Genomic DNA, 26,319 nt, shown 5'->3' on the forward strand with positions numbered 1-26,319 from the left:
GTCTTCATTCTTCTCAGTAGCCAATATTCTTTTTAAAGAATAATCGTTACGTGCACCAAGGAACTTAGAAAGAACAATAGGAAATCCACTTAAAAAGCATTAATAATTATACATAATTCTAATGATCTTCATGAAAGGGCTTAGAATAGAATTTAATAGACAATCTGATTTTAATTGATATTAAACTGATCAGACTGAGAGTTGAAAATATGGCAATAATTCTTTTAGATACAAAAACAATAAATCGTATAGCAGCGGGAGAGGTAATAGAGAGGCCAGCAAGTGTAGTAAAGGAATTAGTAGAAAATGCAATAGATGCTGGAAGTTCAGAGATAGAGATCAAAATAGAAAGTGGTGGACGTAACCTTATAACTGTGACAGATGATGGAAATGGAATAGAAAAGGACGACTTAGAACTAGCATTTATGAGGCATGCCACTTCAAAATTAAGCGATAGTGAGTTAATAGAAATCAAGCACCTTGGGTTTAGGGGAGAAGCTTTACCTTCAATTGCAGCAGTAAGCAGAATGAAATTATCGTCTAAGGCAAGTGGAGCAAAGGAAGCATGGTCTATAAGGTATGAGGGAGGAGAAAAAATAAGAGAGATTACCCCTTGTTCTTTGTTGCAAGGTACATATATTGAAGTTCGTGACTTATTTTTTGCTACACCAAATAGACTAAAGTTTCTAAAAACCGAAAGGGCAGAAACACAAAGTATTGTTGATATTGTGAATAACTTAGCGATGATTAATTATAGTATTGGGTTTACTCTCACTTCTGGTAATAAAAAGCTCTTAAAATATGTTAAGCAAACTTCGCTGTTCAACAGATTATGTGAAATAGAAGAAGAATTTCAAAGCAATTTACTGGAAGTTAAAGAGGAAGAAGAAGGCATCAAACTTAAGGGACACATCTGTAAACCTAATGTCAATCGTGGCAACTCAACTCAGATTTATACGTTTGTTAATGGAAGGCCAATAAAAGACAATCTACTTATTGGTGCAATTCGATATGCGTATCAGGACTTTATTCCAAGTGGGAGGTATCCTTTTGCAGTGTTGCATTTAGAAGTACCATATGACCAAGTAGATGTAAATGTGCATCCAAATAAATCGGAAGTAAGATTTCAGAATAAAAGGCTAATATATGAAATAGTGAGAAGAGGGATAATAAAAACACTATCAACGAGATTTGCAGTGGGTGATCAAGGTATTGAAGAGGAGCTAATTTTTAATGATAGTAAAAGCCAAGAGCAGGTTGATAGTCAAGAGAAAAAAGATCAAAAAGAGTTTTATGAAAAGAGACCAAGTCTTTTAGAAAATCGTCTAATGAAAGAATTCAATGCACCAGATGAAAGAAGGCAAAGCTTACCAGAAACGTTTAAATATGGAGAATCTCCACCCCAAAAGGGAACGATGGTTTTAGAAAGGAAGCAAATTGATTTAATAGAGGATTATCCTCTGGGATATGCACGCTGTCAGGTCTACAATACTTACATTATTGCTGAGGCTAAAGGCAAATTAATTATAGTAGACCAGCACGCAGCTCATGAGAGGTTGATCTATGAGTGCTTAAAACAAAAATCAAGCATAAAAAGACAAAAACTTCTTCCTGAAACAGTTGAAATTAAAAACCAAGCTGGAATGGGGATGGTTAAAACTTATAAAGATGAGCTTTTTGAAATGGGTTTTGATATTGAAATACAATCAGAAGATAAAGTAACGATAAAAGAAATACCTGCAATCTTGGGAACAATAGATATAAAAGAGATGCTAGTTGATATAGTAGATAAGTTAACGGAAATGGAAGATACGTTGTCAATAGAGGATAAGGTGAATAAAATATCAGCCACAATCGCTTGCCATGGAGCAGGAAGAAAAATGAAATTGGAAGAGATGAATGAGATACTAAGACAAATTGAGAAAACTCCATATTCTGGTCATGAAAGACCAACGTATATAGAAATGAAACTAAGTGATATAGAAAAATTGTTTGAAAGGAGATGAGTTCAGTTTGTCAAAAAGGTTCCCAATTAGGTATACGTGATAGCTCTTCTGGTTATGGAGTATAAAATGTGAAAAAAGAGAATAAATGCTCTAATTTTTTAGATTACAAAGTAATAGGACAGGAAGTAAGAAATCGTAGATTAGCAAAGGGATATACTCAAAAAGATTTAGCAAAAAAAATCGGAACAACATATCAGGTAATACTGCAATATGAAAAAGGAACACGCAGAATTTCAATTAAGAAGTTATATGAATTAGCAGAAGCATTATCAACAACTGCTAGAGATCTAGCTTGCGGACAAGAAGTATCAAATGAGGGAAGGTATGAGGAAGAGGAGGTACTGAATCTAGTAAGAAGACATAAAGAGATTAAGGATCAAGAATTACGTGAAACGTTTTATTTATTAACTAAATTCATCCGTATTAGTGAAGAAGAAAGTGGAAAGGCAGTAAAAATAGAGGTGGCAAAGGGTTTAGTTAAGGAAGGAGTTTCTATCTCTCAAACGACCAGTTTATCTATTGATGAATATGATAATGATGAGAAAAAAATTTCCATTCCGTATAAAGTAGGTCAAAGAATAAAAGAATGGAGGTTGAGAAGAGGATACACTCAAGAAGATTTAGCAAGTAAAGTGGGCATAATAAATCAAAGAATATATGAATATGAACAAGGACGAGCTGCTGTTTCACTTGAAATGTTAGATGAAATAGCAAAGGTACTATTAATTAATATTACAGATCTGCTTCCAGAAACAAGAGAAAATGAGAATAGTGAAGCAGAGCTATCAAAGTTAATAGAAGAATACAAAAAGATCAAGAGCCAAGAACTACGGCATGTACTAATAAAATCTCTGTTTGAAAGCATACAAGATATTGTAACAGATTATCTGCCATGGACAACAAGCAAAGCAGGAAAAGATAGAGATTGGTCTCCACCAGATATCGATGAACAGGTATTAGTATTGTCACCATTGGGAGAGTTATCATTAGGAATAGTATTACCAGGAATATATCAGGAAAAGTACCCTGCACCAGAGAATAAAAAAGAAATAAATAGTATAAAATTTCAAGATGGGACGAAGTTTACATATGATAAAGGTAAGCATCATTTAGAGATTGAAGTAGCAGACAAAATAACACTGAAGGCTGGGAAATCGAGTATAGAAATGACAAAAGGTAGTATTAAATTAAAAGCAAGAAGAATAGACTTGAATTAATATATATGAGTAAAGCAGTTGTTTGCATAGGAGATCATTGTACAGGTATGCCGATTCATGTCTGTGTGAGTGGGAGTGAAGATGTATTTGTTAATGGTAGACCTGCTTGTCGTAAGGGTGACATCTTGACTATTGGGGAAATAGTAACGCAAGGATCAAACAGCGTATTTGTGAATGGTATTGGTATTGCACGAGTAGGAGATACAGTTTCCTGTGGATTTAAGGTAATAGGAGGAAGTAGCAGCGTTTTTTCTGGATAAAGATATGAAGGGAATGAATGCTAAAACAGGAAAAGCATTAGAAGGAATAGAGCACTTAAAGCAGTCGATAATTGATATATTAACCACTCCTATTAAAAGTAGAATAATGAGGAGAGATTATGGCTCAAGATTATTTGAATTAGTAGATAAGCCAATAAATAGAGATTTAACACTTGAGATATATGCAGCAACAGCAGAAGCACTGGGGAAATTTGAGAAGAGATTTAAGTTAGAAAAAGTAAAAGTTGAAGGAGTAAAAGAAGGGAGAGTAACATTGAATTTAGAAGGTGTCTATCTTCCAGAAGGCAAGTTCATAAATATTAATGGAGTAGTTGTTTAAAAATGCAGCAGCCAAATATTATCGAACCACTGAACTTTGAAGAGATTTTTTCTCGGATGAAGGAAGAGTTAGTAAAAAGTTTTACAGCATTAGTAGAAAGTGACCCAGCGATAAAGGTATTAGAAGTAGCAGCATGGAGGGAATTGTTACTAAGACAAAGAATAAATGAATCAGTAAAGAGCAATTTACTAAAATTTGCAACGGGAGAAGATCTTGATAATTTAGCTGAGTTTTATGGAGTAGAGAGGCAGAAAGAAGAAGAGGATGAACGATTTAGAAGAAGAATTAAAGCAAAGATAGTAGGCTCAAGCAAGGGAGGAAGCAAAGAGTATTATCGTTATCATGCACTTTCGGCAGATAGAAGAGTAAAAGATGCATTAGTAGAATCACCTATACCAGGGAAAGTACAGATCTCGATTTTATCAACACAATTATCCACAACTGACATAGCTTCAGAAGAGCTACTTGAAATTGTAAAAAAGCAGGTTACTAGAGATGATATAAGGGTTTTAACCGATACAGTAACAGTAATTGGTTGCAATATTACGGAAATAGATATTCACAGCAGAATGAGCATAAGTCCTGTAATATCAGAGGAAGAAATCAAGAAGCAGTTTATTAAGAAGTTTGAACTAGCAAAAAGATTAGGGTGGAGTGTGACAAGATCGTGGATAATAGCAAACCTATTTGTAGATGGTGTAGAAAATGTGGAATTAATCGAGCCAAAAGAGGATGTTGTGGTGCTAGGTAACGAGTGTGCAAATTTGCGAAATTTAAAGATTGAGTAATGCTGTTACCCCCAAACGCAACAAAGCAAGAGCAAGCATTAGTAAAGGCTATTGATTATAAAGTTGATCCAAACTGTATCAGAGGGTTTAAATTTAGTCCAGGGGAAAAAGTATTACCATGGATAATAGAAGAATATGGTTTAGAAGAGATACTGCGTTGGGCAAAAGAGAAAAGAAGAGCGATAAAAGAAGGGGTAGAATTTCAGCGTTTAAGAGGAACACCTGCATCACTAAAAATAGCACTAAAATGGGCAAATATAGAAGATATTACAATTATCGAAGAACCACCTGGTAAGCACTTTTTTGAATTGCAGATAGGGATAAGGGATGTTCCAAATGACTTTTTTGTAGATGCAGTAGTAGAGCTAGCAAAGCTATCATTGCCCGTAAGATCTCGACTAATGAGGATTTTCAATGATCACTATAATATTAGCAGATTTATTTTAGATGAAAGTTTATTTGGAAGTTTGCTATCGGATTACTCAGGGATAAAAATTGAAAAAGACGGACCAGTATTATCGTTTGGAAGAGTAAATTTTTTCAGGTTTAGTGGTACATCAATTAAGGTTATAGAGAGTTATCTACGTAACCATTATGAACAAGCATTTAGTAATGATATATATCGGTTAGATGTAGCAGTACTTGGGGAAACAGAGCCTCACACGAAGGATTACAAAGGCATCTATGAAAGAAATCATCAGTGGTATAACTCAAAAGCACTACATCCACTACCACAGAGCTTATTGCCAGAAATAAAGTTTGCAAAAGCACAGATAGTATTATCGGATAGTTGGAGATTAGGAGAAATAAATGCGTGCTTTCCAGTTGGTAGTGTAGAGGAAAGAGGGAATAAATTTGTATTGGGAAACGATAAACTTTCAGGGCAACGTTGGAATTTAAAACACAAACCAATTTTAGAAAGATTTGGCGTTACTCATTTTTATCAAACAAAGAACTTCATTGACCAAAAAATAGTAGGATACGTTATAGCAGAACACAATATTAGGTATGAGAACGATTTAGATTCAGAGCAGAAAGACTCAATACACGAATTAGAAAATTACATTTTAGTGTTTTACCCAGGAGTACTGAAATGGCACGAACATCGACATTTGCACAGAAGTTGGAAAAATAGTCAAGTAATATGTGTAATAAGTTAAGTACTTATACTTAGATCCTCATATATTATATTAATATAAGGTTAAAGTATATGAAATAAAAAGAAAAGGACTTGCTTTTTTATGCTAAAACAGACATGACTTGAATAGCAGCAGGTAAATATAAGAAATTTATCTAACGCTAGAAAAGCTAGTTTTGTGAGGTAAGTATGAAGTTTAGCAAAGAAAAGAGAGAATCTTTTAGTAAGTTTTTTAAAGAAGTATCAAGTAAAAACATTAATAAAAGAAATGAAGAAGGAGAGACGATATTACATCAAGCAGTAGAAATCTCCGATTACAAAACAGTGAGGTTATGTGTGCCGCAGTGACACAGGGAATGTTCAAAGATGAACACACGAGTGTTAAGCTGTGCAATAGATGAAGGTAGGTCCTTCAAAGCCGGTTTGTAAGAGCAGGCTTTAAACTACCATAAGCTGCTTTGGTAAAGAGCTAAGGTGGTGAGCGTTATGGAAAAGTCGTAATTATACGGCATGTGTGAAATAGAGAGATGAACGAAAGTGAACCACTGATGAAGTGTCGAAAACTGTAAATAGATGACGTTAAAACCAGGGGCAATAGCCTCTCCTGGGACAAATCTACCAGAAACTTGCTTACTGGGTAGGTAGCGTTCGGCATAAAGGTGGCATGAATCTATTTTAGGCTATTGTATGGAACTGCGGGAACCTGTCGTTTCGATGATAAGGGAGAAATCCAAGGAGCTAAACTCCAAGGATGAGAGTACCGATGCGAAGAACAGGGGCGGATCAGCTTGTAGTAGTAAAGAAGTTTCTGTAATGGAAATGGAGCGAAGGAGCTGAGTTATTCAGTTTTAATTATGTATCAACCGAAAGGGAGGAGTTAATGAATAAAACAAAGTCTTTTGATATACCAAAGCAACTTATTTGGAGGGCTTATAAACAAGTATCGAAAAATAAAGGTGCGGCTGGTGTGGATGAGGTATCGATAACAAAGTTTGAAGAGAACCTGAAGGATAATCTGTACAAACTATGGAATCGGATGTCATCAGGAAGTTATTTTCCAGAGCCTGTAAAAGCTGTAGCAATACCGAAAGATACGGTAGGGGGACAAAGAATTTTAGGTGTTCCTTCAGTATTCGACAGGATAGGGCAAACGGCTGCGTCTATGTATCTTGAGCCGCTAGTAGAGCCAAAATTCCATGAAGATTCATATGGTTATAGACCGAATAAATCAGCACTGGATGCGGTAGATACGGCAAGGAAAAGATGCTGGAGGTATGATTGGACGATAGATCTAGATATATCCGGGTTTTTCGACAATTTGGATCACGAGTTGGCATTGCAAGCTATCAAGAAGCATACAAATTGCAAATGGGTCATACTGTATGTTGAAAGGTGGATGAAAGCCGCTATTCAGCTAGAAGATGGCAGTAAGGTAGTTAGGGATAAAGGAGTTCCGCAAGGAGGTTCAGTTAGCCCAATCATCTCTAATATATTCATGCATCATGTGTTTGATATATGGATGAAAAAGAACTACCCGACGGTACCATTTGAGAGGTATGTGGATGATGCGATAGTGCACTGCAGAACAGAGAAACAGGCAGAGTTTGTGAAAGTAATGATCGAAGAAAGATTGGCTGAGTATAAGTTGAAATTACATCCTGAAAAGACACAGATAGTGTACTGTAAGGATGACAATAGGAGTGGTGGATTTCCTAAACAAAGTTTTGATTTTCTGGGTTACACATTCAGACCCAGGTTAGCAAGAAATAAAATAGGGAAATATTTTGTCTCATTTCTCCCAGCAATTAGCAACAAGGCCAAGAAAAAGATTACTACAACCATAAGGTCATGGAAAATGCTACGAAATACGCATATAACATTAGAGGAGATATCAGGAAAAGTAAATCCAATAGTCAGAGGCTGGTATCAGTACTATGGCAAATTTTACAGAACTGAAGTATACAAATCTCTAAAGAATATAGAGCGGCATCTAGAAAAGTGGGTGAAAAGGAAATATAAGAGACTCAGGAGTCACGGAAGACTAGCAAGACAATTTCTAGGAAAGGTGAGAAAGAGGTCTCCGGATATTTTCTATCACTGGACACTAGGGTTAGGCCAAAAGGCTGAATAATGGAAGCTGGATAAATCGAGAGGTTTACGTACAGTTTTGCGAGAGACTGGTGGGGAAGTTCCACTGGTCTACTCTCCTAGTTGAAAAAGGAGTGAATGTAAATGCAGCAGATGTAGGAGGATATACAGCACTGCACCTAGCGGTAACGGAGAAACGTCTAGAAATCGTGAGAGAATTGATAAAATCAGGAGCAGAAGTAAATGCTGAGGAATATGGAAATAAATGCATACCTCTACACCTTGCGTGTATGGTAGGTGAAAAAGAAATAGTCGAGGAGCTAGTGAAAGCTGGAGGAGAAATAGAGCAAGAGGATGAATGTGGGATGACAGCAATAGATTATGCGAAAAATAGTAAAGAAGTAACTGAAGTATTGAAGGAAGAAACAGAGAAAATGGAAAGTTTGTTAAAAAAATAAGAGTCGTATCAGAAAGCGCAACAGCAGTTGGCAAAGGAAGGGCTAGACCAAATTTGAAGGCTGTAGCTGATAAAAGCTGGTCTTTTTCATAAGAGTAAATGGATTGATGGAAAAAAGGAGTGGTAAGGCTCCTTGCACTACAAAAACATTTGCAGGAGAAACTATGAGAAAAAGAACATTAACTTGCCGATACGAGCCAGATGAATTAGCGGAACAACATCTAGCAGACGCCTATGAGCTGTTACTAAGGTATGCGGTAAAAAGAAACAATGAAAAGGAGATAAAGAAAAATGATAACAGTGGCCTTATATGCAAGAGTTTCATCGAAGAGTCAAGCGCAGAACAATACAATAGAGAGTCAAATTGCCGAGCTCAAGCATAGAATTGCTGCAGATAAGCATGAGTTATTGAATGAGTATGAATTTAAGGATGATGGGCTTAGTGGGTGGAGTTTAGAACGTGAAGGTTTAGATGCATTACGTGATAAAGTAGGAGAAGATCAAATTGATAAAATTTATATTCATTCACCTGACCGACTATCAAGAAAATCTGCACATCAAATGATATTACTTGATGAATTTGAAAAAGCAGGAGTAGAAGTAATATTCTTAAATCATAAGACTGAAAATAATCCAGAGTCTAAATTGTTATTGGGAATGCAAGGATTAGTGGCAGAATATGAGTGTACAAAGATTATGGAACGTAGTCGTAGGGGAAAACTCCATAGAGCAAAAAAAGGCTGTGTAAGTGTAATTGGCATTGCACCTTTTGGTTATAATCGTATAAAGCATGTAGATAGAGAAAAGACAAAGTTTGAAATAAATGAAGAAGAAGCAAAAATAGTAAAGCAGATATTCATGTGGGTAGGGCAAGAGAGAATAAGTATAAGGGAAGTGATACGTAGACTAAGAGATAAGTCAATTAGAACAAGAACTGGAAAGAAGGTGTGGTGTCCAATAATAATTTGGAAGGTGTTAAGAAATCCAGCATATAAAGGACAAGCAGCGTTTGGTAAATTAAAGAGGGTTGAAAAAAGAGAAAGAAATAAACAAAAGGTTTCTATCTGTCGCACAGATGAGGACAGCTGGATTTATATACCAGTACCAAAAATAGTTGATGAAGGGTTATTTAATAAAGTACAAAAGCAACTGGATGAAAATAGAAAAAGAGCAAGGATGCAGAGAGAGGGAGGAAAAAAGAAATATCTATTACAAGGTCTAGTTGTGTGTCAAAACTGTGGATATGCGTATAGTGGTGCACAATGTGGAGTTGAAGGAAAAAAGTTTAGCTATTATCGCTGTAGTAGTACTATACGTATTACTGATGGTAGGGAGAAGTGTACTAATAAATTGGTCCGTACAGATATGTTAGAAACAGCTATATGGGAAAAGGTGAAAAATTTACTAAAAAACCCAGAGATAATAAAAAATGAGTATCACCGTAGAATTGCAGAAAATAAAAATGATGAATCATCAGATAAGAAGTTTGCAAGAAGGGAAAATCAAATAAAACAAGGCATCGAAAAGTTAATGGAAGACTATTATAGTCAAGAAAATGTAGGAGATAAAGGATATATAAGTGAGGAAGAATTTAAACAGACGATGAAAAGAATGAGGGAACGCTTAAGAGGGATAGAAGAAGAGAAGAAAAAGGTAGTTGATCAAAAAGCAATAGAGAAGGGAATGAACCTTATCATCAACAGTATAAAGAGTCTTTATTCCAGTGTAAAATCTAATTTGGAACAGCTAGATTGGCAAACTAAGCGTGGCATCATTAAAGCATTAGTAGAACGAATTCAGATTGGTTATGATCAGGTAGAAGTGGCGTTTAGAATCGAAGAACCAGCACAGGATGGAGAGATTTTTAATTTGCAACATTGTACTGGACGTCATGATAAGGGAGTTGGGGAAATTTGTAAAGTAATCTTTTTCGTTTGTATTCCCTTATGCTTGAGATAACTGCATGCAGGTTCATGGATCTCTTTACTCTTTAATTTCGATGAATTCCCTTTGAAGTTGAATATTGAAAATTAACTGGAGAATTGTGAATTACTTTGTATATGTGATAACAAGCCATGGCGCTCTCAGCAAAACCATTTAGTATCAATTTTAGTTTGTCTGGATAAGTAGCTATATCTCCGATTGCATATATTCTATCTCTACTGGTTCTAAGTGTAGCTGGGTCGACAATTATGCGGCCATGTTCTAACTCTATACCCCAATTGTTTATTGGACCAAGATTCATTGATAATCCAAAAAATGGCAGCAAAAAATCAGCGGATATTTCTCTTTCTTCCTTAGAGGCAATGTTTTTTACTATCACTGCTCTCAACTGCCCATTACCTCCTGCTAGTTCGTGTAATTGATATGGCACTACCAGTTCTATCTTTCCGTCATTTTCAAGTGATTCTAATTTATTTCTAGTTTCAGGAGTGCAGCGAAATTCCTTTCTCCTATGTATCACATAAATTTTCTTCGCAACTTTAGAAAGTTCTACAGTCCAATCAGCCGCAGAATCACCCCCCCCTGCAATGACTATAGTTTTGTCCTGAAAATCAGAAATTTTATTTACACTATAAAATACAGATTTATTTTCATATTCTAATATACCACTTAAGGGTGGACGGTTAGGTTCAAACATTCCGTTACCTGCAGCAATGATAACGGCTTTGCATTTTACCTCTGTACCTATGTTCGTTATGATAGTAAAGTTTTCACCTTCGTTATTTGAAATCTTTTCCACTTTTTGACTTAAATGGTAAACAGGCTCAAACGGTGAAGCTTGCTCCATTAACTGCTCAATTAATTTTTGGGCAGTAATTACAGGATAACCAGGTATATCATATATTGGCTTTTCTGAGTAAAGAGCTGTGCATTGTCCTCCTGCTTGATCCAAAACATCTATTACATGACATCTCATATCAAGCATTCCCGCTTGAAAAGCAGTGAATATTCCAATAGGCCCTGCACCTATTATTACTATATCGGTTTCCATATTCAGATGGTGATCTATTTATAGATATTAGCTTTCTTTGCTAACAAGGTCAATTTACAAAGGGATGTATTTTTAAAAGATGTGGCTAGATTAGATAAGATTTCCAGCGTTATGAACCATCTAAATAAGCTCTAAAAATTAACTAACATTTTAAATCTGAGAAGTAAGTGCGGACGGAATGGGATTCGAACCCATGGTACGTTTCCGTACGTCAGTTTTCAAGACTGGTGCCTTAAACCGCTCGGCCATCCGTCCACCTCTTTTTTACCACAATATTTAATTTCAAGCAATCTATAAAAATCTTACTTGCCTACACAAAAGCTACTAAACACACTATCCAATATTTCCTCAACATTAATAATTCCAATCACTGCACCAAGTTCAAATGCAGCAAGCCTCAAGTCTTCAGATATCAACTCAATTGGATTATCGATTTTAAAACGTTGTAAATGTTCCAGTGCTTTCTGCATGTGACTCCTATGTCTTTGCCGAGTAATCACAGGAGTGTCTCTATCATGCCCAAATTTTTCCTCTGCCTTCTTTTTTATGAGAGAGATCAACTTGTTTGTACCTATTCCCTTTAAAATAGAAATAGGTAGAAAATCTACACCGCCAATCAGTATATTTCTGTCATTAATTGCATCGTCAGCTTTGCTCAATACATAAATAGTATCGCTATTTACAACGTTGCAATTGATATTATGACGCTGTTCAAAAGGAAATAGTTCTATTCTTAAATCAGCTTCAAAAGACCTTTTTTTCGCTCGACTTATACCTTCTGATTCTATTGGATCTGAACTCTCACGAATTCCAGCAGTATCAGAGAGAATGATTGGGTATCCCCCAATGTCAATATGAGCTTCAAGTATATCTCTTGTTGTGCCTGCATATTCAGAAACAATAGCAATATCACGCTTGGCTAAGAAATTAAACAGAGTTGATTTACCGACATTTGGTTCACCAGTTATTACAATATGTAAACCCTCACGCAACCTTTCGCCCCGTCTATTATCATTTAAATGCTCTTGTATCAACTGCACGAGAGATTGCACTTCATTATTAATTTTTTCCAATTCACTTTTTTCTGCCCAAATGTCCTCTGGAAAGTCTATATATGCTTCGATTTTGGATTGTATCGTTATTAATCTTTGCCTCCAATTGCTGTATAGTCTCTCCAATTCTCCTGATATCTGCTTAATCGCTTGTTTAGCTTGCATTTTCGTTTCAGCATCAATTAAGTCTGCAATTCCTTCTATTTGCGTTAAGTCAAATTTACCATTTAGAAAAGCCCTAAGTGAGAATTCTCCAGGCCTGGCCATAACGAAAATTTTTGATAATTTCTCCAAGATGATTTTTATGACGGCCTTGCTTCCATGCACTTGTAACTCTATAACATCCTCGCCAGTGAAACTGTTTGGAGCAGGGAAATAGATGATTATTCCATTATCTATCAATTGATTGGAATCATCATATAGATCAACTAAAGTAGCAAATCTTGGTTTGATTTTTTTCTTAATATGAAAATGATTTAAAGCTTTAAGGGTGTAGTTGCCTGAAATTCTGATTACTGCAACTCCTGACTTACCAAATACGGTCGACAAAGCAAAAATAGTTTCATTTGTGTTTGTCATTATTTATATAAACTACTTAGCAATTTAAGAAATCGAAATACCTAATCTAAAAAATTTTTGCTTATATTACTTATTCATATTAATGCAGTATTAGTAAATATATTGTATAGAAAAACTACAAAAGTCATCCAGATGAAAATATTTATTTTGAAAACTGATAATATGATTTATAATGACTGACACAAGTTTTAAATATTATGCTCAAGAAATTAGCTTGGTATTGGTCTTCTGTAGAGTTAATTAAAGGGTTTGTTATTACATTAAAATATATGTTCAAACCAAAGGTTACTTTGAGGTATCCTATGGAGAAGGGCCCTTTAAGTCCAAGGTTTCGTGGTGAGCATGCGCTGCGTAGGTATCCAAATGGTGAAGAACGATGCATAGCTTGTAAGTTATGCGAAGTTATCTGCCCTGCTCAAGCAATAGTTATTGAAGCAGAGGAAAGAGAAGACGGTAGTCGCCGCACCACACGCTATGATATTGACATGACAAAATGCATATATTGCGGACTTTGCCAAGAAGCATGTCCAGTTGATGCAATTGTGGAGGGTCCTAACTTTGAATTTGCTACTGAAACAAGAGAGGAGCTAATGTACAATAAAGAAAAGCTATTGCGTAATGGTGAAGTTTGGGAAGAAGCAATTGCACTCAGGTTAAAAAAGAATAGGCCGTATTATTAACTAGGTATGTCAACAATTAAAATTTCTTACAGCAAGTATGTAATAGATCTCTTGTACAACTGTTATTTAACTGAAAGATCAGTAGCTCACCTTTTGGTGTCATTCCAGCGCGTGGCGCTGGAATCTAGAAAAGAAAGAAACATGGATCCCAGTGTCAAGCACTGGGATGATAAAAGGTCTAATGAATGATAAAAGTTACCTTTTTAGCCGAACAAAAAGTAAAAGAATACAGTGGTAGAGTCACTGGCTTTGATATATTACAACCGGATGCTTTGAGAGAAGCAATTGCCTTTAAGGTAAATGGTGAGTTGTATGATCTCTCACGTGAAATTGAATCTGATACAGAGATAGAGGTAATACAACTGAGTGACGAAGCGGGTTTAGATATAATAAGGCATGATGCTGCTCATATAATGGCGCAGGCAGTAAAAGAGCTCTTTCCTAATACTCAGATTACTATCGGGCCAACAATTCAAGATGGTTTCTACTATGATTTTGCTACAGATCGTACCTTTACCACGGACGATCTTGCTGCAATAGAAAAAAAAATGAAGGAAATTATAAAAAGTAACCACAGATTCGTCCGAGAAGTTTGGACTCGTAAGCAGGCAATTGATTTCTTTAGTGATATAGGTGAAAGATACAAGGTTGATATTGTCTCATCAATACCAGAAAACGAAAACCTAACTGTTTATAAACAAGGCAACTTTGTAGACCTATGTCGTGGTCCGCACTCACCATCAACTGGCAGAGTTAAAGCGTTTAAACTTATGAAAGTGGCAGGTGCATACTGGCGTGGCGATTCTAAGGGGCCAATGTTGCAAAGAATATATGGCACCGTGTGGAGAAATAAGGATGAATTAAATACTTATCTTAAACGTCTGGAGGAAGCAGAAAAACGCGACCACCGCAAAATTGCTAAGGATATGGACTTATTTCACATTCAAGAGGAAGCTGTTGGGCAGATTTTTTGGCATGAACAGGGATATACTTTATATAATGTTCTTGAGTCTTACATCAGAAAAAAGTTAATGAACAATGGCTACTTTGAGGTGAAAACCCCTATTTTAGTAAGCAAAGAGCTGTGGGAAAAATCGGGACATTGGGATAAGTTTCGTGAAAATATGTTCATTATTGATGAATCTGAAAGTAAAAAGCTAGCAATAAAACCCATGAATTGCCCTTGTCATGTGCAGATTTTTAATTCTCACATCAGAAGCTATCGTGATTTACCGATACGTATGGCAGAGTTTGGCACATGCCATAGAAATGAAAGCTCAGGCTCATTGCATGGACTGATGCGAGTGCGTGGTTTTACGCAAGACGATGCACATATTTTTTGTATGGAAAAACAAGTGAATTCTGAAACTGTAAAGTTTTGTGACCTTTTAAAAGAAGTATATTCAGAACTTGGGTTCAATGAAATTTCTGTGAAATTTTCAGACCGTCCAGATACTAGATCAGGTAATGATGAAGTGTGGGATAGAGCTGAAAGAGCACTGCTTGAAGCAGTTAAAGAAGCAGGGCTTAGTTATGAACTTAATCCTGGTGAAGGTGCATTTTATGGTCCAAAGTTAGAGTTTATTTTGAAAGATGCAATAGGTAGAAATTGGCAATGTGGAACGTTGCAAGTTGATTTTATTTTACCGGAGCGGCTTGGAGCTTTTTATATAGGAACAGACGGGCACAAGCATCACCCTGTCATGTTACATAGGGCAATTCTTGGAACTTTTGAGCGTTTTATTGGAATTTTAATAGAAAATTATGCAGGAAAATTTCCAGTTTGGCTTGCTCCAACACAGCTTGCTATTCTGACCATTACAAATGAGTCTGACGGTTATGCTACAGAAATCAGCAACGTTTTAAAAGAACAAGGTGTGAGAATCAAAACTGATTTGACCAATGAAAAAATTAGCTATAAGATACGTTTGCATAGTTCAAGTAAGGTACCTATATTATGGATCATAGGCAAAAATGAAGTTACAAATAAAACTGTGTCAGTGAGAAATTTAGGATCGGAAAAACAGGAGTCTTTTTCTTTGGAGAATGCTACTGAATTGCTGTTAAAGATTATTAATTTGAATTAATGGAGCTAAAATTTGCAAGTCAAAAAGAACAATAAAAACAGAATTAATGAACTCATCACAGCTAAGGAGGTACGCTTAGTTGATCATAGTGGTGAAATGGTCGGAATTGTTCCAATAGAAAAAGCTTTGGAAGTTGCACAAAGTGTTAATTTAGACTTGGTAGAAATCGCACCTGATTCAACTCCTCCAGTATGTAAAATTCTGGACTATAGCAAACAAAAGTATGATATAAAAAAGAAGGCAAGTGAAGCAAAAAAGAAACAAAAAACATTAACTATAAAAGAAATTAAACTGGGTCCTAATATTGGTGATCACGACTACGAAACAAAATTGCGTCAAGCAAGGGATTTTCTTGTGCATGGACATAGAATTAAAGTCACAATGAGATTTAGAGGGAGAGAGCTTGTAAACACTGAAGTTGGACTGAAAAAATTAGAACGGCTAATTAGAGACGCTGAAGATATTGCAAAAGTAGAATTAGCACCTAAAAGGGAAGGAAATCAATATTCTTTAACTTTAGCTGCTAAGTAGTAAAATCATTTAAAAGTATAAGTTAAGTTACTATCCTCTCTTCAATTATATGACGAAAATGTCTGATTAATCCTTGAACTGGCCAAGCTGCAGCATCGCCAAGTGCACAAATTGTATGCCCTTCTATTTGAGTTGTAAGGTCAAGTAGCTTATCTACTTCACCAGGTTTAATATTTCCTGCTACCATTCTTCTCATAATCCTCCACATCCATCCAGTGCCTTCACGGCATGGTGTACATTGTCCGCAGGACTCATGCATATAGAAATGTGATAATCTTTCTATTGCAGCTATTATGTCAGTTGATTTATCCATCACTATTACAGCAGCAGTACCAAGCCCTGATTGTGCAGCCCTTAATGAATCAAAATCCATTTCAATAGTATCACATATAGATTTTGGAATTAGTGGGACTGAAGACCCACCAGGTATTACAGCAAGTAAATTATCCCAACCTCCTCTCACTCCACCTGCGTATTTTTCAATTAATTCACGCAGTGAAATTCCGAGCTCTTCTTCAACATTACATGGATTATTTACATGCCCTGAAATGCAAAAGACCTTAGTGCCAGTATTATTTGGTTTACCAAGAGATGCAAACCACTCTCCTCCGCGATTTAGAATATCTGGAACCATGGCTATAGTTTCAACATTGTTTATTGTAGTTGGACAACCAAAAAGTCCAACACCTGCAGGAAATGGAGGTTTCATGCGAGGAAAGCCCTTTTTTCCTTCAATGGATTCGAGTTGAGCTGTTTCTTCCCCACATATGTAAGCTCCTGCACCCCTATGGATAAACACATCAAGATCATAACCTGATTTGCAGGCATTTTTTCCAATTAAGTTTTCTTTATAGGCTTCCTCAAGTGCCTTTTTTAGAACTAAATATTCATTATAAAATTCACCCCTGATATAAATATATGCAACTGATGCGCTGATCGCTCTGCCAGCTAGAAGAATTCCCTCAAGTAACTTATGTGGCTCATATCGTAATATATCTCTATCTTTACACGTACCAGGTTCTGACTCATCTGCATTGACTACTAAATACGCTTTTAAAGGATTTTTAGGCATAAAGCTCCACTTAAGGCCAGTAGAAAATCCTGCACCCCCTCGACCTCTCAAGCCAGATTTCTTTACTTCATCAATGATTTTTTCTGATCCTAAATCCAGTAATTCCTTTGTTTTTTGCCAACTACCACGTTTTTTTGCACCTTCAAGTAGTGGTGTTTCTTTACCATTTAAGTTTATGAATATTTTATCCTGTTCTTTTAGCATGCTTTTAAGATTCTAAGTGATCCCGACGCGATTCGAACGCGTGACCCACTGATTAAAAGTCAGTTGCTCTACCGGCTGAGCTACGGGATCATTTTATTTTTCAGCTACACTAAACAGTAATATAGTTTTTATCCGTTTTAATCAAACTAAAATTTTCATGTGTGGTTAAATAAATTACATAATGTACTGCATTAGTGATAATTTAATTAAAAATTTTTGAAGGAAAACTTCTTGTTAATTCAAAGATTCATTTTGGTAAAGCTGACGTACAACTCTAAAAAGATAGAGAATTATACATAAATGCAGAATTTGTGCACTATTTAGCAATAGCCTCACAAATAAATATTTCTTGCATTTCAGCGTGAGTGATTTATGCTTTAAGCAAGAATTGGGGGCATAGCTCAGCTGGTAGAGCATCTGTTTTGCACGCAGAAGGTCAGCGGTTCGATCCCGCTTGCCTCCACCAATATAGGTTCTAGCGTATCATAAAGTCAGCTTATTTTAATCTAGGAGTGTTTTATACTAGTTTCCTAAAAAATCCCTCTTTCTATAACTTTTCTTTATGCAAGTAATGTGTGTTATTATAATTCTGATATATACTAACTTAACAATAAATTAATCAATAAATGTTAGAATAGCTATAATTAAGTTGATTAGGAAATACTTATGAGTAGCAAGAAACGCGTTTTTAAGATGGTACCCGGAGAGGAATTATCAAAAGGATTTGGTAACAACGTCTATTGGCCTGAATTTTCTCTTTTTCAATCGGTTAAAAAAGTTAAGCTTGTGCAACTGGGAAAAGAAGATGAAACGATAGAATTACCAATAAGATTATGCGGCAATAACATCCTTGGAGATACCTTTTATTGCATAAGGAACGAAGAGGGAAATACTTTGAAAGGTAGTTTTTCTAGAGATAAACCATGTTATACAAAAAACAGTTGTGCATTTGTATATTATAATGATATGTTAGTCAAGCTATCAATGAAATCGTACTTTGTAGACTGCGAAGAAGGTTGTTCTGGTACTTTGCGTAATGATATTAAATCTGAGAGATCTAAGTACATTTATGTAACACAGGAAGAATTGTCTGATACTTATAAATATTATTTCTCAGATTATCAAGGAAATATTGTTAATTCACCTGACAATCAGGCATTACAATATATTGGGCTGGACGTCAGTGAAGAAACAGTAAAAAATATATTATCTAAAATACCAGAGAATATAATACTATCAAAGGTGTTTGCTAAAATTTTTGTTGGGGGACTAACAGAAGATCAGTTAGAAACTCTTACCCATACTCTTAGTGAAGTCCAAATAGAGAACTTAGTAAAGCACTTAACAGATAATCAATGGAAAACTTTGGTGAGTCATTTAACCAATCACCAATTACATATTCTTGCTTATGAACTAAATCCAGAAAAATTACAAATAATTATTCCTATTTTAAATGATGATCAGCTTGGAGCCCTAGTGAGAGAATTAAATCCAGAGCAAGTAAGAGAAATTTTACCTCATTTAAAAGTCGATCAGTTCAAGGCACTTATCAATAATATAGACGATTATCAGCTTGTAGAATTAGCAAAAGATTTAGATGAGCACCATTTGACCATTCTTTCCAAGGAATTGTGGTCTGAGCAACTTCCAGCCCTAGTACACACTTTAGAAGGAGATAGGTTACATAATTTAATTAATAAACTAGACCACGATAAACTTGCAATAGTAGCTCGAGATTTAACTGATTCTAATAAGATTCAGATTATCATTAAGTCTTTAGCTGACAACCCAGACAAACTTCAAGCTTTTGCTCGCAATATGTCTAATGAGCAGTTTAAAGAACTTTTGGATAATTTAGGTGCAGGAGAGCTGAAAGATATTATTCACAAATTGCCTCACGAGAAAGTCATGTCTGTGATTGGTGATCTTAGCAGTAAAGATCAGTCCAATGCTATTATTGATGCATTGAAAGAGAAACTTGAAGAACAGAATAAACATAACGAGGAAATCAAGGAGATGCTCAAGCAAATCAAGGATGATATGCCAGAAATTGGACAGGCCCCAGACTTCACAATAGTAGACATTAATAATGACTCACTGTTATTTGTATAGTAGTGATTTATAAAGATAAGTAGTTTTTTTATAGGAGGTAACTATTATGAGTAAAAGTACAAAATTATATTCTAGTGAAGGAGTTGAATTAAATAGTACATTACAACTTCAGAAGCCGGCGTTTAATAAACCAGATTTTGTAACACCAGAAATAAAGAAGATTACTACTAAAAGCAAACCGGATGGGATTGATATAACCAAGGTCATGAAAGAAGAAGAGATTAATGCTATACCGGCAATCACGATAAGCGTTAAGAATCTTAAAAATTTTTATGATGGTCTGATGAAAAGTATTAATAAATATAACGGCGATATAAGTGAGGCGATTACAAATGGCGTAGTAACACCACTGTCATTAACTATAGAAAACATAGGCGCAAAGACAAGCGAGATAGACGATAAACTTAAAGATCTTCAGACTAGACTTGATGATATACCAGAGATTGGAGGAGCTCCTGCATTTACTGGCGAAGAGAACGGATTGCTTTAATAAAAAAGGTAGCAGCTTGCTAGCAGGCTGTTACCTCTTTTCACATACCATTTCAATGTAGCTGAGTTGATTTTAAAATTTTATAGGAGTTAGCATGAATAATAGTAAACAAGAAAGCGAAAATAACTTTGAAGCAATAAACCAAATGAGCGATTTCAACTTTAAAGAAATAGACAATATAGAAGTTGAAGTTAAGCCCACAAACTTTGAGGACATTGAAGATAAAATTGCAACAATTCATTACGTCTATCAAGTTATGGATAAGTTAGTCTGCGATTTAAACGAGAAGTTTGTTTCGGGCTTGCGTGTCTCAATTATGGAGAACATAGCACAACTTAGAGGAGAGTTTATTGATATGAACCAACACTTGGCCGAAGGTTTATCTCATTTGAATAAGTTAATTCAGCAGGATGGATTTATTGATAATAATCAAAACTATAGAACATGGGCAGAAGAACTTGATCACCTAAGGGGCGAAGTTGAAGGATTAAAAGCAGCAATAATTGACCATAATGACGTAGAATGGGAAGCACCAACTCACTCTGATATATTGTGGTAGTTAGGAAAGTAACAGCTTGCTAGCAGGCTGTTGCTTTCTTTCACATACCATTTCAATACAACTGAATTAGGAAATCTATTTTAGGACTTTCGGCTTATAGTTCTCATCATGTTTTGCAAACACCGTATCTGCAAGAAAGGTACCATTATCAAACATTTTACCTTGTACAACAACACCACTTTTTTCTGAAAACATTGGTGGAAGTATTCCCTGATATTTCACCATAACGCTCTTATTAAAATCTGTCATCTGAAAAATTACTTCGCTTTCGCTCCGTATCACGCTATTTTCAACAATCATTCCACCAACACGGATTGGCTTTTGATTATTTGGTAAAACTATTGCCTCACTTACTGTATAGAAAAATGAGATATTTTCTTTGAGCGTTGTTAAAATAAAAAAAACTGCACAACTTAAAAAGCAGAAAATTCCTGAAGTTATAAGTAATCGCTTATGTTTCTTCTTCATTATTATCTTTCAGGCTTTCTAGAATTTTTTTACTTTTAGTATAGCAAGAAACGGTAAAAATCAAATTTCCACCAATCAGTATGAAACTAATAAGGTAAGCAAAAATTACATATGTATTCATAATGCACTGCCAATAAATAACTCACCTGCATCAAAATAAATTAAGCTTCCATCCTTTTGCTGCAACACCAATTTACCACTTTTATCTATATCAGCAAAAATTCCTTCATACAATTTGTCAGCTAACTTTACACTGATTTGCTCATTCATTTTGAATGCTTTTTTTAACCACATTTCTCTTATAGCATAAAACCCATCAAATAGCCATTGCTTTCTTAGCTTATTAAAATTTATTATTAATTCCTTTAATAGATCCATGTTAGACACAGATTCACCGTAATTGCTAATGCACGTTGTGCCTGGAAGTGGCGCATGATTGACATTAATTCCAATTCCTATAATGAGCCAATTTGAATTGGATTTTTTTTCAAGCAATATTCCGCTTATTTTCTTGCCATCGATTAGAACATCATTTGGCCATTTATATTGAAGATTGAGATCGTTTATGAATGGATCTCTTGTCATCCCAGTGCTTTGACACTGGGATCCAGAAGAAAAAGTATGGATTCCAGTGTCACGCACTGGAATGACACCGCAGTGGGTTTGATTATTCAAGAAATTTAACGATAATAAAGTATTCCCTACAGCAAGAGCAGTAACAAAAGTCAATTCTGTTAATTTGCTTAAATTTTCTCTGTCATTCCAGTGTGTGACGCTGGAATCCAGTAATTGAATATTACACCGTGGAGCTTGCAAAAGATTTATCACCAAACTCGCATAAAAATTACCCTCTGGAGAAATCCAGCTTTTTCCAGTGCGTCCCCTGCCTTCTGTTTGTTTATCAGCAATAATGACAGTTTCATTTGATATCCCTTTCTCAATTAAACCCAATGCTTCTTTATTAGTACTTGGAACTTCTTTGTAATGATGAATATGAAAACCCTCAAATGTTTCAGGGATCATTTTCTTAATTCTATCAAAAAACTCTCTTATCCAGAAAAACTGTTGCCACGGCTAGCAGAACTTGATAATACAGGTGATTGCATACTGCTATATGAAGGCCTATTTTCATTTACGTCATAGGGCATTGCTTCAGGACCGCTGTTAACATTTGTTTCAGTAAGTGGAAATTCCCGTTCGTAATTAGGAGCTTCCCCTGCATTCTCAGAAAGTCTAGTACAATTTACTTCATAATCAACGCTATCAAAAATTTTTTTATTTACATCATATAAAAGCTCCTTCTTTGGTTGAAAAGACTGCACTGATGGATTGTCACTTCCTAAACTTGCTTGTAGCCTATCTGGTTCTTGTATTGATGAAAGCATAGAAGAACAATAACTGTTAGAGTAATTATTCATAAGAGATAGCTGTCTTCGATATTCGAGTATATTATGAACATTATTTAGTTCAGAAAAACACCTAACTCCTCCTGACCGTTCTTCTAATTCTTGGGTGATACTAACACTAGGAAGGCTATTGTTGGCAATTATTGAGTCTTCAAAGTCACTGCTCCAGGAAACGTCAATACCTATTGTACTAGCCTGATTAGGTTGTTGCCTTCTTTCATTTAATGCATAACTAAGCCCCAAGGCCAGTTTTGCATTATGTAAAGTCTGAGATTGTTGGGGCAAGTATATTGGAAGTGACATATTTTCTTGATAATTTTTGATGGAATTACTACCATCTCCCAAATTGTTGTGTGCATCCACAACAATTGAAAGCAATTCAGGAAACGATTTGAGTTGATCCATGCTATTTAGAGGCGAGGTGGGTTCTGGATATGGTGGCAACGATTCCTCTGTTTGGTTAGCTTGCTGATCAGCACCATTAGCAATAACGTTTCCAGGTTGCGGTGTTTCTGTTTCTTTCACTGGATCATCAACTGGTGGTTGTTGTGGAATATGAACAACCGACTTTTCAGGCTCTTGCGAAAGCAACGGTGGCGTAGGAGTAGGTGCATCTTTTTCTTGTACTAGACTTTGTCCTTTTTCTTCATTTTTACTTCTTGGTTCGCTACTAACCTTATTAGATTTACCCTTACTGCGTATGGCGGAAATAGTAAATGCTGCTAATGTAATTACTGAAACTAATGCAGCAACTACAGAAATGGCAAAAATTGCCAGAGGAGCTATAGAGATTACAATACCAAATTTAATTGCTAAAGCAACATAAGGAAAATATAAAACAGCTACAGTGCTCGATCCTCCTAGCAAGAGAGCGGCAATTGAAAATTTCAAAACAGTTTTTCTTTTACTCATTTTTCACCACAAAATATTAATTAATCACTAATTATAAACACTAAATTGTTAATTTGTCAATGAATTAATCAATGAGTAAAGATCTTCTGCGTACAAGAAAAGAACGAGATTGATCAGTGAAGCCACTGAAGTGATAATGAATAGACTCTTAGAATAATCAACCTTATTACCACTAGCTTTATCAAAATACATAACTTTCATGATATTTAAATAATAGTAGCATGATATCACACTCGATATTACAAGGATCAAAGACAGGCTGATAAAGCCAGAATTTATTAAACTTTTGAATATAAAAAATTTAGCGATAAAACCTGCAAGTGGAGGTATTCCCGACATCGAGAGTAACAGTACAGAAAGATGAAATGCTACAATTGGGCGTTTCTTCCCTATACCAGATAAATTTGCAATATCACAATCGTCATCGTCAATTTGTACGAGATATGAGAATAGCCCTATGCTTGTGATGATATATATCACCAGATACATTAAGGCACTATCTGTTCCTGCTTGTGTAAAAATAGAAAGTGAAGCAAATATAAAACCAATGTGACCAATTGAACTGTAAGCAAGCAGCCTTTTTAAGTTTTGCTGACGCAAGGCCCCAAAAGCTGAGATAAGCACAGACAATGCTGAAAAGTATAAGAAAATAGGCTGAACATAACTTTTTACATTTACTAACTCTTCATTCATCAATCGAATTAAAAATGTTACAAGTGCAGCTTTTGGGGCCGTAGAAAAAAACGCAGTTACTATGGTAGGTGCACCTTGATAGACATCTGGAGCCCACATATGAAAAGGAGCAATAGCAAGCTTGAAACACAAACCAATAAGGATAAAAACTAACCCAAAAACTATTCCATAAGTTATCTGATGGTTTTGCAAGAATGAACCGAGCTCAGAGAAATTGACTTGTCCTGTATATCCATAAAGCAGCGACATTCCATATAGCATAATGCAGGAAGATAGTGCACTAAGTGTAAAATATTTCACTCCTGCTTCACATGAATAAGCTGAATTTTTATTAAAGCTCGCAAGAACATATAAAGATATACTCATCAACTCAAAAGCTAAGTAAAAAGAAATCAGACTATTTGCTGAAACTAAAGTTATCATGCCAAATAGCGCAAAAAGAATCAGTATTGAAAATTCATATTTATAGTCATATTTTGATAAATTCAGCATCAAAAGTATTAAAATTCCTGTGCTGAGAATTAACCCTTGGGCTGGCCTGATGTATAAATTGAGTTTTAACAACGCATTAAAGAGAAAAATTTCATTGTTTTCTGCCGAAATAATTAAAATAATCAAAGTTACCACTGTGCAGCCAAGTGCTAATAAGTTGATAGTTCGGCGGTTAAATATAATTCCAAGCAGTAGCAACACTAACGAGGAGATAATAGAGAACGTTTCCGGCAATATCTGTATATAATTCATAGCGCATTATATTTTACTAACAAATTTGCCATACATGGCTTCAAATAATTCAGTGCAAGGGTTGGGTAGAATCCAAGCAAAATAACAAACACTGCAAGCAGAATTAAGACAGAAAATTCTATGCTATCCAAGCGATTATTTAATAATTTAGAATAGCTAACCCCCCATATTATTTGCTTACATAAATTCAGTATATAAACTGCGCTTAAAATAGTGCCAAGTGCGATAAATCCTGTAAAAAACCCTATGCTCTTAAACATTCCAACCATAGCCAAAAACTCACCTATGAATCCAGATGTTCCAGGTAGCCCTATTGAAGCCATTGAAAATAAAATGAACATAAAACCAAATTTTGGCATTGTGTTTACTATGCCAAAATACTTTGCAGTCTCCAAAGTTCCGGTTCGAGTATATAGCATCCCAACACACAAAAATAAAGCAGCAGAAATAAGGCCATGACTAATCATTTGAAATATGCTACCCAGTACTCCTTCCTCACAAAATGAAAAGAGGCCAGCGGTAACGATCCCCATGTGTGCTATTGAAGAATAAGCTATTAACTTCTTTATATCACCTTGAGCAAACGCAACTAGAGAAGCATATATCACCGCAATAATGCTCAGCATAACAACGAAATTTGAAAAATACAAACTTGCCTGAGGAAGCATTGGAATAGAAAACCTTAAAAATCCATATCCCCCCATTTTAATAAGCAAGCCAGCTAAAATCACAGATCCAGAAGTTGGTGATTGCACATGCGCATCAGGAAGCCAAGTGTGAAATGGAAACATAGGTACTTTTATTGCAAGAGAAATAAAAAATGCAATCCACAGCAATGACTGCACTTCAAGATCAAGGCTTGGCACTAATGTAGCTAATTTTTGTATACTAAACGTTCCAAAAATGCTATAGATGTAAACCAGTCCAAGTAGAAATAATAATGAGCCAGTTAATGTATAAAGAAATAACTTAAACGTCGCATATATCCTTTGCTTCCCTCCCCAAATGCCAATAATAAAGAACATTGGTATTAAGACAGCTTCAAAAAACACATAAAAGCTTATAGCATTCAGTGAAACGAAAAAACCGACTACAAAACTCTCAAGCAGTAGAAATAATGCCATATAGGCTTTTAGGGTCGTATAACTCATTTTGCAATTATAGAGCATACAAATAACAAACAAGAAGGTCGTAAGTAGAAGGAAAAGCAACGATATTCCATCCACCCCTATTCCAATATCTCTTACTGGATAGCTGACAAACTGAAAGTCCGCATTGTTATAATCAAATTCTATACAAGCTACAATGCTAAGCAAGAATGGAAGTACAGCAAAAAATAGGGCAAGGAATCTTAGGTGTATAGATTGATGATTAATCCTGATTAAGGATAAAATCAACGCTCCTATCAGTGGAAGCAAGAATATACTAAGTAACAACACCT

The 26,319-nt window shown here is 35.4% G+C and carries 25 protein-coding genes, 3 tRNA genes and 1 pseudogene; 18 read left to right on the forward strand and 11 right to left on the reverse strand.

Features of this window, described 5'->3' with window-relative positions; translation table 11 throughout:
• Nucleotides 1-209: 209 nt before the first annotated feature.
• From mutL to CAI20_RS01815, 11 genes and pseudogenes are all read left to right on the forward strand, one after another.
• Nucleotides 210-2,006: a DNA mismatch repair endonuclease MutL gene (gene mutL, locus CAI20_RS01765; RefSeq protein WP_149168736.1), complete on the forward strand. Its 1,797-nt coding sequence runs from the start codon at nucleotides 210-212 to the stop codon at nucleotides 2,004-2,006.
• A gap of 68 nt (nucleotides 2,007-2,074) precedes the next feature.
• Nucleotides 2,075-3,223, forward strand: a complete 1,149-nt coding sequence (gene wmk, locus CAI20_RS01770; protein WP_149168737.1) for a WO male-killing family protein Wmk — start codon at nucleotides 2,075-2,077, stop codon at nucleotides 3,221-3,223.
• Between the two features lie 5 nt (nucleotides 3,224-3,228).
• The gene (locus tag CAI20_RS01775; protein ID WP_010405460.1) at nucleotides 3,229-3,483 is read left to right on the forward strand and encodes a PAAR domain-containing protein; all 255 of its coding nucleotides are present in this window, start codon (nucleotides 3,229-3,231) and stop codon (nucleotides 3,481-3,483) included.
• Nucleotides 3,484-3,487: 4 nt separating this feature from the next.
• Nucleotides 3,488-3,823 carry a GPW/gp25 family protein gene (locus tag CAI20_RS01780; protein WP_010405462.1) on the forward strand — a complete coding sequence of 112 codons (336 nt, stop codon included), beginning with the start codon at nucleotides 3,488-3,490 and terminating at the stop codon, nucleotides 3,821-3,823.
• Nucleotides 3,824-3,825: 2 nt separating this feature from the next.
• The gene (locus CAI20_RS01785; RefSeq protein ID WP_077188545.1) at nucleotides 3,826-4,611 is read left to right on the forward strand and encodes a baseplate assembly protein; all 786 of its coding nucleotides are present in this window, start codon (nucleotides 3,826-3,828) and stop codon (nucleotides 4,609-4,611) included.
• Nucleotides 4,611-5,771 carry a phage tail protein gene (locus CAI20_RS01790; protein ID WP_077188546.1) on the forward strand — a complete coding sequence of 387 codons (1,161 nt, stop codon included), beginning with the start codon at nucleotides 4,611-4,613 and terminating at the stop codon, nucleotides 5,769-5,771. Before CAI20_RS01785 ends, CAI20_RS01790 begins: the two co-directional genes overlap by 1 nt.
• Nucleotides 5,772-5,938: 167 nt before the next feature.
• Nucleotides 5,939-6,088: pseudogene (locus CAI20_RS01795) on the forward strand (ankyrin repeat domain-containing protein); the annotation flags it as partial.
• Between the two features lie 541 nt (nucleotides 6,089-6,629).
• Entirely contained in the window at nucleotides 6,630-7,880 is a 1,251-nt protein-coding gene (gene ltrA, locus CAI20_RS01800) for a group II intron reverse transcriptase/maturase (protein WP_149168738.1), read from the forward strand.
• Nucleotides 7,881-7,929: 49 nt separating this feature from the next.
• A complete protein-coding gene (locus tag CAI20_RS01805) occupies nucleotides 7,930-8,295 on the forward strand; it encodes an ankyrin repeat domain-containing protein (protein ID WP_246111612.1) in 366 nt (121 codons plus the stop codon).
• Nucleotides 8,296-8,401: 106 nt separating this feature from the next.
• Nucleotides 8,402-8,677 carry a hypothetical protein gene (locus CAI20_RS01810; protein ID WP_017532679.1) on the forward strand — a complete coding sequence of 92 codons (276 nt, stop codon included), beginning with the start codon at nucleotides 8,402-8,404 and terminating at the stop codon, nucleotides 8,675-8,677.
• Nucleotides 8,586-10,253, forward strand: a complete 1,668-nt coding sequence (locus CAI20_RS01815) for a recombinase family protein (RefSeq protein ID WP_149168739.1) — start codon at nucleotides 8,586-8,588, stop codon at nucleotides 10,251-10,253. Before CAI20_RS01810 ends, CAI20_RS01815 begins: the two co-directional genes overlap by 92 nt.
• A 31-nt stretch (nucleotides 10,254-10,284) precedes the next feature.
• Here the strand turns inward: CAI20_RS01815 and CAI20_RS01820 are convergent, their stop codons facing one another.
• The 3 genes from CAI20_RS01820 to mnmE all read right to left on the reverse strand — a co-directional run bounded on the left by CAI20_RS01820 (nucleotide 10,285) and on the right by mnmE (nucleotide 12,920).
• Nucleotides 10,285-11,289, reverse strand: coding sequence for an NAD(P)/FAD-dependent oxidoreductase (locus CAI20_RS01820; RefSeq protein WP_007302395.1), 1,005 nt, complete (start codon nucleotides 11,287-11,289; stop codon nucleotides 10,285-10,287).
• 170 nt (nucleotides 11,290-11,459) lie between these two features.
• A tRNA-Ser gene (locus CAI20_RS01825) sits at nucleotides 11,460-11,544 on the reverse strand.
• Nucleotides 11,545-11,591: 47 nt separating this feature from the next.
• Nucleotides 11,592-12,920, reverse strand: a complete 1,329-nt coding sequence (gene mnmE, locus CAI20_RS01830; RefSeq protein WP_007302394.1) for a tRNA uridine-5-carboxymethylaminomethyl(34) synthesis GTPase MnmE — start codon at nucleotides 12,918-12,920, stop codon at nucleotides 11,592-11,594.
• Nucleotides 12,921-13,117: 197 nt separating this feature from the next.
• Between mnmE and nuoI the strand changes: the two genes are divergently transcribed.
• The 3 genes from nuoI to infC all read left to right on the forward strand — a co-directional run bounded on the left by nuoI (nucleotide 13,118) and on the right by infC (nucleotide 16,218).
• Nucleotides 13,118-13,600 (forward strand): NADH-quinone oxidoreductase subunit NuoI, encoded by a 483-nt coding sequence (nuoI, locus tag CAI20_RS01835; protein ID WP_012481971.1) that lies wholly within the window; start codon nucleotides 13,118-13,120, stop codon nucleotides 13,598-13,600.
• Nucleotides 13,601-13,785: 185 nt separating this feature from the next.
• Nucleotides 13,786-15,687 (forward strand): threonine--tRNA ligase, encoded by a 1,902-nt coding sequence (gene thrS, locus CAI20_RS01845; RefSeq protein WP_019236808.1) that lies wholly within the window; start codon nucleotides 13,786-13,788, stop codon nucleotides 15,685-15,687.
• Nucleotides 15,688-15,699: 12 nt separating this feature from the next.
• Nucleotides 15,700-16,218, forward strand: coding sequence for a translation initiation factor IF-3 (infC, locus tag CAI20_RS01850; RefSeq protein WP_007302391.1), 519 nt, complete (start codon nucleotides 15,700-15,702; stop codon nucleotides 16,216-16,218).
• A 22-nt stretch (nucleotides 16,219-16,240) separates the two neighbouring features.
• Here infC and nuoF read toward each other — a convergent pair whose 3' ends face one another.
• On the reverse strand, nucleotides 16,241-17,494 hold the full coding sequence (gene nuoF, locus CAI20_RS01855; RefSeq protein WP_007302390.1) for an NADH-quinone oxidoreductase subunit NuoF: 1,254 nt from the start codon (nucleotides 17,492-17,494) through the stop codon (nucleotides 16,241-16,243).
• 17 nt (nucleotides 17,495-17,511) lie between these two features.
• Nucleotides 17,512-17,584, reverse strand: a tRNA-Lys gene (locus CAI20_RS01860).
• Nucleotides 17,585-17,884: 300 nt separating this feature from the next.
• On the opposite strand from CAI20_RS01860, the gene CAI20_RS01865 reads away from it, so the two are divergent.
• The 4 genes from CAI20_RS01865 (at nucleotide 17,885) to CAI20_RS01880 (ending at nucleotide 20,655) form a co-directional block, all read left to right on the forward strand.
• Nucleotides 17,885-17,960 (forward strand) — tRNA-Ala (locus CAI20_RS01865).
• Between the two features lie 200 nt (nucleotides 17,961-18,160).
• Nucleotides 18,161-19,606 carry a magnesium transporter gene (locus tag CAI20_RS01870; RefSeq protein WP_007302389.1) on the forward strand — a complete coding sequence of 482 codons (1,446 nt, stop codon included), beginning with the start codon at nucleotides 18,161-18,163 and terminating at the stop codon, nucleotides 19,604-19,606.
• Nucleotides 19,607-19,652: 46 nt separating this feature from the next.
• On the forward strand, nucleotides 19,653-20,096 hold the full coding sequence (locus CAI20_RS01875; protein ID WP_007302388.1) for a hypothetical protein: 444 nt from the start codon (nucleotides 19,653-19,655) through the stop codon (nucleotides 20,094-20,096).
• A gap of 94 nt (nucleotides 20,097-20,190) precedes the next feature.
• Nucleotides 20,191-20,655 carry a hypothetical protein gene (locus CAI20_RS01880; protein WP_007302387.1) on the forward strand — a complete coding sequence of 155 codons (465 nt, stop codon included), beginning with the start codon at nucleotides 20,191-20,193 and terminating at the stop codon, nucleotides 20,653-20,655.
• Between the two features lie 75 nt (nucleotides 20,656-20,730).
• Here the strand turns inward: CAI20_RS01880 and ccmE are convergent, their stop codons facing one another.
• The 6 genes from ccmE to CAI20_RS01905 are packed head-to-tail and all read right to left on the reverse strand — an operon-like array spanning nucleotide 20,731 to nucleotide 26,317.
• Complete coding sequence (gene ccmE, locus CAI20_RS01885) at nucleotides 20,731-21,123, reverse strand: cytochrome c maturation protein CcmE (protein WP_012481969.1); 393 nt, start codon at nucleotides 21,121-21,123, stop codon at nucleotides 20,731-20,733.
• Complete coding sequence (locus CAI20_RS06535) at nucleotides 21,107-21,244, reverse strand: CcmD-like small membrane protein (RefSeq protein WP_007302385.1); 138 nt, start codon at nucleotides 21,242-21,244, stop codon at nucleotides 21,107-21,109. The genes ccmE and CAI20_RS06535 overlap by 17 nt, the downstream gene beginning before the upstream one ends.
• On the reverse strand, nucleotides 21,241-22,146 hold the full coding sequence (locus CAI20_RS01890) for a biotin--[acetyl-CoA-carboxylase] ligase (protein WP_149168740.1): 906 nt from the start codon (nucleotides 22,144-22,146) through the stop codon (nucleotides 21,241-21,243). Before CAI20_RS01890 ends, CAI20_RS06535 begins: the two co-directional genes overlap by 4 nt.
• Nucleotides 22,147-22,172: 26 nt before the next feature.
• Nucleotides 22,173-23,441: a hypothetical protein gene (locus CAI20_RS01895; protein ID WP_149168741.1), complete on the reverse strand. Its 1,269-nt coding sequence runs from the start codon at nucleotides 23,439-23,441 to the stop codon at nucleotides 22,173-22,175.
• Between the two features lie 48 nt (nucleotides 23,442-23,489).
• On the reverse strand, nucleotides 23,490-24,878 hold the full coding sequence (locus CAI20_RS01900) for an NADH-quinone oxidoreductase subunit N (protein ID WP_149168742.1): 1,389 nt from the start codon (nucleotides 24,876-24,878) through the stop codon (nucleotides 23,490-23,492).
• On the reverse strand, nucleotides 24,875-26,317 hold the full coding sequence (locus tag CAI20_RS01905) for a complex I subunit 4 family protein (RefSeq protein ID WP_149168743.1): 1,443 nt from the start codon (nucleotides 26,315-26,317) through the stop codon (nucleotides 24,875-24,877). Before CAI20_RS01905 ends, CAI20_RS01900 begins: the two co-directional genes overlap by 4 nt.
• Nucleotides 26,318-26,319 lie beyond the last annotated feature (2 nt).

It is taken from the genome of Wolbachia endosymbiont of Chrysomya megacephala, from assembly GCF_008245065.1.
In the GTDB taxonomy this organism is placed as follows: Bacteria; Pseudomonadota; Alphaproteobacteria; order Rickettsiales; family Anaplasmataceae; genus Wolbachia.